Annotated in this window: 5 protein-coding genes and 1 pseudogene; 3 read left to right on the top strand and 3 right to left on the bottom strand. The window is 35.1% G+C overall.

What is annotated here, in order from left to right; translation table 11 throughout:
- Positions 1 to 390: 390 nt before the first annotated feature.
- Positions 391 to 504: pseudogene (locus BMW37_RS15975) on the bottom strand (hypothetical protein); the annotation flags it as partial.
- A gap of 226 nt (positions 505 to 730) precedes the next feature.
- Between BMW37_RS15975 and BMW37_RS15760 the strand changes: the two are divergent.
- Complete coding sequence (locus BMW37_RS15760; RefSeq protein WP_093320266.1) at positions 731 to 1,969, top strand: flagellin N-terminal helical domain-containing protein; 1,239 nt, start codon at positions 731 to 733, stop codon at positions 1,967 to 1,969.
- 27 nt (positions 1,970 to 1,996) lie between these two features.
- The gene (locus tag BMW37_RS09585; RefSeq protein WP_342721597.1) at positions 1,997 to 2,428 is read left to right on the top strand and encodes a flagellin; all 432 of its coding nucleotides are present in this window, start codon (positions 1,997 to 1,999) and stop codon (positions 2,426 to 2,428) included.
- 316 nt (positions 2,429 to 2,744) lie between these two features.
- Here BMW37_RS09585 and BMW37_RS09580 read toward each other — a convergent pair whose 3' ends face one another.
- Entirely contained in the window at positions 2,745 to 3,770 is a 1,026-nt protein-coding gene (locus BMW37_RS09580; protein WP_093320264.1) for a DUF1202 family protein, read from the bottom strand.
- Positions 3,771 to 4,234: 464 nt separating this feature from the next.
- The gene (mrcB, locus tag BMW37_RS09575; protein WP_093320259.1) at positions 4,235 to 6,847 is read right to left on the bottom strand and encodes a bifunctional glycosyl transferase/transpeptidase; all 2,613 of its coding nucleotides are present in this window, start codon (positions 6,845 to 6,847) and stop codon (positions 4,235 to 4,237) included.
- A 423-nt stretch (positions 6,848 to 7,270) separates the two neighbouring features.
- On the opposite strand from mrcB, the gene clpB reads away from it, so the two are divergent.
- A complete protein-coding gene (gene clpB, locus BMW37_RS09570) occupies positions 7,271 to 9,838 on the top strand; it encodes an ATP-dependent chaperone ClpB (protein ID WP_093320257.1) in 2,568 nt (855 codons plus the stop codon).
- Positions 9,839 to 10,280: the final 442 nt, after the last annotated feature.

Here is a 10,280-nt window from a genome sequence, read left to right as displayed (position 1 = left end):
TGTTGCGGTAGGGCTGACAAATTTAGAGCTGAAGTCATCTTTGGGGAAAAATTAGTGCAAAAAAGTATTCGTTTACCCCTGTTCTTTTAGTTTCTTATGATTATTCTTAACGCACATAGTATAATCGACATTGTTTGTAATTGTTTTTTTAAACTATTTTTTCTGAGTATTCATTGCATAGACTGTGATGTCAGTCCTTTTTATAACCAAAACATCAAGCATTTTTAATGTGGATTCATTATCATTTTTCTTACCCGCTGATTTCATTTATACAACAACTAAGCCTAATGTTGAATTCCAAGCTGTTATACTATGCAATGCATCCTCGGTTTTATCTTTAAATGAATAAGTTAATTTTTTGAAATCAATAGCAATTTGATGCTAATTATTTTATTTTCTAACAGTGTTTACCCTATCGATAAAGCATTGATTAAACTCATTAGATTTTATTAACTTAATCACTCTAGTAATCGTATCATTGACAGGGATCCCATTTTTAAATTCACGAAATTGTCTGACTCATTCTAGCTTTTCGTCATCAAATTCTTTGATATCTTACTAATCGAGCGCATCTGAAATAATTGCACTAATGGTAAGAAATAAAGTCATCAAAAAATGAGAAGTAAGTTATAATTCTGAAAAATATTCCCAGATGTTGCTAAATGTTTCGTAATTTTAGCTTGTATATGGCTTTTTCTCATTGAATTAGCCTAGTCCTTAAGGAATAAAAATGGCTGTTATCAATACTAACCTTTTATCTATCGTTGCAAATAATAATTTATTTATTTCAAAAAGAGGACTCGCCTCCGCTATTGAAAGGCTTGCATCAGGTTTACGGATAAATAGTGCAAAAGATGATGCGGCTGGTCAAGGGATTGCCAATCGGTTGACGACGAATATTCGTGGTTTTGCCCAAGCAAAGCGTAATGTATCAGATGGTATTTCTATTGCTCAAACAACTGAAGGGGCATTATCTGAATCAAATAATAATCTCCACAGGATTCGAGAATTAACAGTCCAAGCGAAAAATGGTAGTAACAGCCAAGAGGATCTTAATACTATTCAAGCTGAAATACGTATGCGTTTAGATGAGATTGATAGAATTGCCGAGCAAACACAATTTAATGGTAAAACAGTGCTCAATAGCAATGGTAATTTAACCTTGCAAACCGGTGTGAATGATAACGAGACTGTATCGATTAAGACTAGAGCCATGCGTACTGAAGAGCTCGGAATACATTATTTCAATGTTAATGGCTTAGATGGATTTGAGTTAATTACCCAAGAGCAAGCTGACGAACTAACGAATCAAAGTGGTTTGTTGCCTAATCAGTTAAAAGTCAGTGACTCTAGTACTCAGACTGCGCTGAGCACTTTTACGCAAAATTATGGCCTAACCACAGATGCAATCGGATCTGATAAGAAGCTTTATCGAGGGAGTGATGGGAATTTCTATATGAAAATTAACATTAGCCAACCGGTTCAGCCAGAAAATGAAGCTAAGTTAAAAGCACTAAGGGTGCCAACTGATGCATCTCCAGAAACAGTATTATTGGCAAAAATAGACAAACGAGATTACCAAGGTAATGGAGAGTTTAGCATTGATCCATTTGACATTCACTCTATTGTACAGGGGCAACTCTCTTCAGATCTGACTTCCAATGCCCCAAATAATGGGATGAATATCATTCAAGATGACGTATCAAATCAATATTTCACAAAAAGTGAATTATTGTCACTCTTTCCAAATTTACAAACGTTTCAAGTCAATTCATTAGTTGAACCTATCAGATTAAGCCATAATTTTTCAGTTCCAGCAGGTTCGCCAGGATTCGCTATATCAGATGAAATCACTTATGAAATGATGAGACTTTCCCCTGGTGTAGGTGTAAAACAGATAGACGATAGATTTTATTTGAATTTTTTGGCAAGGGCTCCCGCATCAGCACTTGGATTTTTTGTAGGATAAAATGTTTATTGGGATATTACTGATAGATTGGCTGGAATCGAACAATTTGGTCGAAACAGCGGCCCAGATTATACCTTACTTATTAATTTAGGCGCGTTATATCTAACGGGAAACTATAACGAACTATATATTGATATAGATGATGCCATATTTTCTGGAAGTCTAGTTTCCACAAGTGCAAAAACAATGATGCCACTAGAAAGTTTGGATAAGGCCATGACGCAAATCGATGACTTTCGTGGCGAATTAGGTGCGGTTATGAATCGTTTAGAATCGACCATGCAAAATATATCTACCTCTAAAATCAATTTAGAGGCAGCTAGAAGCCGGATTGAAGATGCAGATTATGCATTGGAGGTATCTAATATGAGCCGTAATCAAATTCTTCAACAAGCAGGAATGTCTGTTTTAAGTCAAGCGAATCAAAGCCCCGAGCTTGTATTGCAATTACTGAGATAAATTTTTAGCTATATCCCAATAAGCAGATATGTCATTGTTAATCCAATTAAATTAAACGTCTGCATTAACCTTGTAATTGTTAAAGTAAAATTATGGGGTGTTCATGAGCAATTGTCATATTTCAGTAAATATTAATTGCATCATAAGTATTTGAAATGTAATGTTTAATTCTGATTTTAAGTTGGTGGTAAGTGATCTCACTAAAAATGATAGGATTTAGTGGCCAGTTTTACTGACCACCTTAAAATAAAAATCGTAAATACTTAGAATTAGTTACAGAGGTGGCATTTCATATGTAGTGCCTATTTACTGTTTTTTATGATTTTATATATCCATCTTTTATAGCGCGCTGTTTTGCTTTAACGAATTCTTCTACATCTGATTCTAGTGATCTGATATCAGAATTTAATGTTCTTTTTTGAGATTCTAATTCGTTGATTTGAGTACTTAAAGCTTCATACCCATCTTCATAAGGTTTAAATGCTTGTGCAGCTATATTTTCTAGCCTTGCAATTTCATCATCATAAGCTTTTTTGTACTCTTCAAATTTCTTTTCTCTTACGTCTTTTAACGCTTTATATTCATCAGAGTCATAATTGTTATATTTTTTATATAGTTCTTTTTTCTTTTCATCATAGAATTCTTTATCATATTCAGAAATTCGAGTGTGAGGTCTTGCATCACTTGATCTATAGGCACTGATCTCTGAATTAAAATAGTCTTTAGCATCATATCTTGATGTAAATGTTTTTCCGTCGATTTCAAGTGTTGTCCAGTAATTATCTCTTTTTTCATTAAGTGTATTAATTTCACTTTCTAATTGAGTGCTTGCTTCTTTTTTCAGTGCGATATTTTTTTGATAATCGTTGATGATATTCTCAATATTATTCATTTTATTTTGAAAATCCTCTGCATTAACAACGAGCACTTTAGGATCAGCTAAATCTAATTTACTTTCATCAATATTAAATTTAGGCAATTTGCTATTTAGCTTTTGAAAGCCTGCATTCCAACCAGCTTTGTCATTGCCAGATGCAATCACTGATGATGTAAAGTCAAATGTTTCACCCGATTTTTGTACTAATCGATAAAATTTTGGACCATTGCCAAAAGTAATACCATCCAAATTTTCATATAAATTTTTAGTGGTAACAAACTTACCTTCTGCAGCATATAAGATAAAATCACCTTGTTGCTCAGTTTTTTTTAAATCTACTGATTTAAGCTCTAAATGTTCATACTGCTTAGAAAACGCTTCTTCCAATATCTTATCAGAGGGTTGTGGTTCACCACAGCCAAGAAGTATAAACGGAGTAAATGCTAATAGATAACCTAATTTCATGTGCTAATTCCTTAAAATTGAAAAATAATTATGCTAACAAGAATAGATAGTATTCTAGATTAGGAAGTCATTAATATCAGATAGTGGTGTTAATTAATTTCTACATTTTTGATTATACTATAAATAGTATAAAAATCGTAAAAGTGTATATATCTTAGTGATTTAAATTTATTTAAATGTATTGATATTAAATAAATTTATATGAAGGGTTATCCGATAGGCTAATGATTTTAAAATGTTATTTTAAATTGGTAAGCATATGTTAATTAATATGGGGATTGGCATCCTCCCCTTGCTTTAGCGGGGGGGAGGATGTCAAATCGTATAGCCTGATATCTAAGTTATTTTTTATTATTGTTAAATAACTATTTGTTAATTATTGTATTTGTTGTGAAGTGTGAGGGGGCATTTTCTCCCTATCTATTTATGCATAGGGAGAAATGAGGTGGATTAATTGATTCAGATTATCGCCATAGATGGCTATTAGGCGATGGGGTATTAATTTGATTTTCTTTGATGATTAAATTGCCGTTTTCATCTACCACTGGCTGCGTAGTAGGCTCTGGTTGATTAAACTGATGGTCATTTGTGTTGTAATCATTATTTTGATAAGCCCCATAAGGTGATGAACCTCCCTGCTGGCATAAAATATTAGGCTGGTTAGTCCAAACAGGGATGACCCTTGCACTCCGAGTGCATGAAAAATTTCCCGCGCTGTCGATATTCATTTCAGCTATAGAGCTAGGGCGAACAAGATTCAAGGGTAGAGGTGTTTGGTGTGCTAAGTAACTTTCGTATACTTTTAGCGCACCAGTTGAGCCTGTAAGTTTGCTAGATTTATTATTATCTCTCCCCACCCAAAATATGGCGACTTCTTTTCCATCGATTCCAACATACCAGCTGTCTATCAGATCGTTGGTTGTCCCTGTTTTACCTGCCAGATTATATTGACTAAAATCTTTTAGTAATGCCCTACCTGTACCTTGTTGTACAACTTGTTGCATTCCAAATAGCGTTAAGTAAGCTGCCTCTGGTAATAGTGCAGGGGTTGCTTGTGGTAATTTTTTAAAAAGAAGTTGATTATCATTATCCAATACATAGAGTACGGAAGTTAATTGAGCCCTTTGCCCACCACTCGCTATGGTTTGATACATTTGAGCTGTTTGAATAGGGGTTAAATTCAATGCTCCTAAAAGTATTGCAGGTACCTTAGAAAGCTGTTTATCTGGAATTCCCATAAATTGTAGTTGGGTGATAACTTCTTCGAGACCAACTTCCATACCTAACTTAACAGTTGGTATGTTTAAAGATTTAGCTAATGCATCAACTAATAACACCGATCCTCTAAATTTACGGTCATAGTTATTAGGACTCCAAGTTTGTCCATTTGAGAGCTTTAATGTGTAGGGCGCATCATTTAAATGTGTATTGAGTCTAAATCTATCTGGTTGTGATAATGCAGTTAGGTATACTGGGGGTTTAGCTAAAGAGCCAATAGAACGTCTTGCTTTTAATGCTCGGTTAAAACCAGGGAATTGAGTATTGCTTCCCCCTACCATAGCCCTAACTTCACCACTGAATCTATCTACAACAACACTTGCAGCCTCAATATCGTCTAATTTTGTTTTTTCTCTTAATTCAGGGACCGTTTTTTGCAGTGCACTTTCAGCTGCATCTTGAGTCAGAGGATCAAGAGTTGTGAAGATTTTTGCGCCTGAGAGTAATTTCAAACTTTTTTCATCTAAGTTTAGCCCTAAATCTTGTTTAACTAACTCCATAAAAGCAGGTTGAGGTGTAATAACTCCACCACGCGGCCGAACATCTAGCGGCCTTGCACTATACATATCATATGCATTTTGATCTAAGTAGCCTAAATTTTGCATAACTTTTAGAACAACATTGCGCCTTTCGATTGTGTTAGCAGGCTTATTCCATGGGTTATAGATCCCCGCACCTTTGACCATACCTACTAGCATAGCTTGCTGATCAACACTTAATTCATCGATATTACGTCCAAAGTAGTAGAGGCTAGCAAGTGGAAATCCCCTAATTTCTTCATCACCTACTTGGCCAAAATAAACTTCATTAAGATAGAGCTCTAATATTCTATCTTTGCTGTACCTACCATCTAATAAAATAGCCATATAAGCTTCATTAAATTTTCTAGTATAGGTGCGTTCATTCGATAAAAAGATATTTTTGACAGTTTGCTGTGTCAGAGTACTTGCCCCTTGAACAGTATCTTTTGCGATTGCATTAGCAACAATTGCACGTCCAATAGAGTATAAACTCACTCCTTCATGGTTATAAAAATTACGATCTTCAACTGCTAATAAAATATCTATTAGAGTATCAGGAAAACGACTTCTTTCAACAAATAAACGTTGTTCACCATTCGGTGATTGTAATAAAGTAATCAGCCTTGGATCGATAGATAGTGTAGCAAATGGCTTGCCTGTTTCTAAATTAATAATTCGTGCGATTTGATTGTTGTTAAAGCTAACAATTGCTTTTTGTACATTAGAAAACCCAGTGGGAAAAATAAACTCACGTCGCCACACTTCAATATTGCCATTTGTATCAACTGAAAATTCTCCTGAACGAATCACTTTAGTGACTTGTCGATATTGCATACTTTGAAGTAATTGGATCATTTGTTTGGAGCTATATCTCGCACCCGGTTCTAGGTCAATCGTTCTACTATAAACAGCGACAGGTAATTGCCAAACAGGACCATCAAGCTTGTCTTGAATAACGGCATCAAGATAGACACCGTACAGAGCAAATAATGATCCAAATGCGAAACCAGCTTTTAAGCTAAACCACATAAGTCGTTTGCTAAGCCGTTTAATTAAAGACGGTTTGTTTTCTTCAGGATTATCATCGCTATTAAAAGTTTCAGCATCATACTCATTTGAATTTGTTTCGGTATGTTCAGATGCAGGCTTATTCTCATCCGTTTCAGTTATGATAGTGTCTCTCTTAGGAAAAAGTAACTTTATACGAGATAATAAAGAGAGTGCCGGTTTTTTGGGGCTATTTTTTCTTCGCCCAATTCTGCCATCAGAGTTTTGCATAGTTTATAGTTTAAGATAGTTCAATTGATATAAAGAAGTCATTTAAGTAAAAAAGAACATCAAGCGCTCTTATATTTTAGAAGATAACAGCTAGGTTGGATTATAACAGCTTACTAGACTTTATCTTCATTCTAACTATTGTTTGATTGTGTTATGTAAAATTCAAATTAGCTCACTGTATATGATTTGAAAAAGTTAGTACGTAAGATTGTGTAAATTGTAACCACCTAACTTGAAAAGTGAGGATAGTTCCCATATCTAATAATTGTATACGAATAAATCGCAACTCGAATTTTGCTAGATTTGGTTTATTCCTAAGTGAGGAAAATGATCAACATCTACAGCTATCTAAAAGATTATTCAAGTTTTTCCAATTTGATTGCTAAAATTAAATAGCACCAACACAAGATTAAGGATTTTAATATGAGAATAGATAAATTAACCAATCAATTTCAACAAGCAATCGCAGATGCGCAGTCAATGGCGCTTGGAAGAGATCATAACTACATTGAGCCCATTCATGTGCTTGCCGCAATGCTGCTACAAGATAATAGTAGCGTAAGACCTATTTTAGCACAATCAGGTGTTAATTTCAGTCATTTTAATCAGTTATTAGTGGAGCAATTAGAGAAAATTCCTCAAATTACTGGCCATACAGACATACAACCATCTAATCAATTAATCAGACTATTTAATCAATGCGATAAGTTAGCCCAAAAGCGTCAAGATAACTTCATTTCGTCAGAAATCTATTTATTAGCTTTAGTTGAAAATAATGACCCTATGGTTAAATTATTAGTGCAATCAGGCTTAGATACTAAGAAATTAATACAAGCAATTGACATGGTCAGAGGTGGAGAAAATGTTAATGATGCAAATGCTGAAGATAATAGGCAAGCATTATCTAAATACACTATTGATTTAACTGCAAGGGCAGAGTCAGGGAAACTTGACCCTGTGATTGGCAGAGATGAGGAAATTAGACGAACTATTCAGGTTTTACAGCGTAGAACCAAAAATAATCCCGTTCTCATTGGTGAACCAGGTGTCGGTAAGACAGCTATTGTAGAAGGGTTAGCACAAAGAATTATTAACGGTGAAGTGCCTGAAGGTCTCAAACATAAAAGAGTGCTTTCTTTGGATATGGGGGCGTTAATCGCAGGTGCTAAATATCGAGGTGAATTTGAAGAACGTCTCAAAGCTGTCTTAAATGACCTAGCTAAACAAGATGGAAATATTATTTTATTTATTGATGAACTTCATACTATGGTTGGTGCTGGTAAAGCTGATGGTGCGATGGATGCCGGTAATATGCTAAAGCCAGCACTTGCAAGAGGGGAACTTCACTGTGTTGGTGCGACCACATTGGATGAATATCGTCAGTATATAGAGAAAGATGCAGCGTTAGAAAGGCGTTTTCAAAAAGTGCTTGTAGATGAGCCAAATGTCGTAGATACGATCGCTATTTTAAGAGGTTTAAAAGAGCGTTATGAAATTCATCATCATGTGCAAATTACAGATCCAGCTATAGTTGCTGCTGCAACTTTATCACATCGCTACATAGCAGATAGGCAACTACCAGATAAAGCAATTGATTTGATTGATGAAGCGGCTGCGAGCATTAGATTGCAGATAGATTCAAAACCCGAAGCATTAGATAGGTTGGAACGTAGAATTATTCAATTAAAATTAGAAGAACAGGCTTTAACAAAAGAAACAGATGATGCAAGTAAAAAAAGGTTGGAACTATTACAAGTTGAATTAGCTGAAAAAGAGCGTGAATATGCAGGGTTAGAAGAAGAGTGGAAAGCAGAAAAAGCCTCATTAATGGGAACGCAATCTATTAAACAGAAAATAGAGGAAGCAAAATTTAATTTAGAACAAGCAAGAAGAAATGGGGATCTGACTAAAATGTCAGAAATACAATACGGAATTTTGCCAAACTTAGAAAAAGAACTGGTGGTTGCAACAGAGCATGAAGGTAAGGCGGTTAAATTATTACGTAATAGAGTGACTGATGTTGAAATTGCTGAAGTATTAGCCAGGTGGACAGGTATCCCAGTCGCTAGAATGGTAGAAAGTGAAAAAGATAAATTGCTCAGAATGGAACAAGACTTACATGAAAGGGTGATTGGTCAAAGTGAAGCTGTAAGTGCGGTATCAAATGCAATTCGAAGGAGTAGGGCAGGCCTTGCTGATCCAAATAGACCTATTGGTTCGTTTTTATTTTTAGGGCCTACAGGTGTCGGTAAAACTGAATTATGTAAGTCGCTTGCAGATTTTTTATTCGATAGTGACGATGCAATGGTTAGGATTGATATGTCCGAGTTTATGGAAAAACATTCTGTATCTCGCTTGGTAGGTGCGCCTCCAGGTTATGTGGGTTATGAAGAAGGCGGCTATCTTACTGAAGCGGTAAGGCGCAAACCATACAGCGTTATTTTATTGGATGAAGTTGAAAAAGCACATCCAGATGTGTTCAATATTTTATTGCAAGTATTAGATGATGGGCGTTTAACTGATGGACAGGGCAGAACTGTAGATTTCAAAAATGCAGTGATCATTATGACCTCTAATATTGGTAGTGACTTAATTCAATCACATTTTGGAGAAGGAGATTATAATGCAATCAAAGCAATGGTATTGGGTCGAATAAACGAGCATTTTAGACCGGAATTCATTAACAGAATTGATGATATAGTTGTATTTCATCCTCTTAATGAACATCATATCGAACAGATCGCAAAAATTCAATTAAGTAAATTGTATCAAAGATTAGAAGATCGTGGATTTAAAGCGGTAATGACTAAAGAAGCATTAGGCATACTCAGTCATGAAGGGTTTGATCCAGTATATGGTGCAAGACCATTGAAACGAGCTATTCAGCAGGAAATTGAGAACCCATTAGCGCAAAAATTATTGGGAGGAGAGCTAATACCTGGCTCATTAATTACAATCGATGCGAAAGAAGGCCGAATTGTGATTAGTTAGTATAAAAAACTCAATTAATCTGGCTGAAACTTACTCGTTTGAGTGATTTTTTAGTCATATTGATGATTAGCTAACCAATTAAGAGAATAAATTAAAAAAAGACTTGCGCAATAAAAATTATCGCCTATAATTCGCCGCCTGTTAGCCACTAAGCAAATTCTTAATAGAATAAGCAAATAGAGCCAACAAGCGGTTGATTTAAGTTTCGTGAAATAAAATAGCAAAATTTAAACGCAATCGTAGCGAGAAAAGTTAAAATAATTTTAAAAATTAACTTGACACGCTAAATTGGGTGAGTATAATACGCGCCCTGTCGATGAGAAGAAACTTCCCGACACCTTCGGTCAATATACCGAACGCTCTTTAACAATTTATCAGACAATCTGTGTGGGCACTCGCAAGATATGACAAAAAACAGATAACCAAGAACGCTATAAATCTT

It is taken from the genome of Thorsellia anophelis DSM 18579, from assembly GCF_900111395.1.
GTDB lineage: Bacteria > Pseudomonadota > Gammaproteobacteria > Enterobacterales > Thorselliaceae > Thorsellia > Thorsellia anophelis.
The sequence above is the reverse complement of the archived record's forward strand: the minus strand, read 5'-3'. Positions and strand labels throughout refer to the sequence as shown.

Bases quoted from the DNA above. Each gene is read 5' to 3' on its own strand.
- BMW37_RS15760 (WP_093320266.1), top strand. From the start codon at position 731: ATGGCTGTTATCAATACTAACCTTTTATCTATCGTTGCAAATAATAAT.
- BMW37_RS09580 (WP_093320264.1), bottom strand. From the start codon at position 3,770: ATGAAATTAGGTTATCTATTAGCATTTACTCCGTTTATACTTCTTGGC.
- mrcB (WP_093320259.1), bottom strand. From the start codon at position 6,847: ATGCAAAACTCTGATGGCAGAATTGGGCGAAGAAAAAATAGCCCCAAA.
- clpB (WP_093320257.1), top strand. From the start codon at position 7,271: ATGAGAATAGATAAATTAACCAATCAATTTCAACAAGCAATCGCAGAT.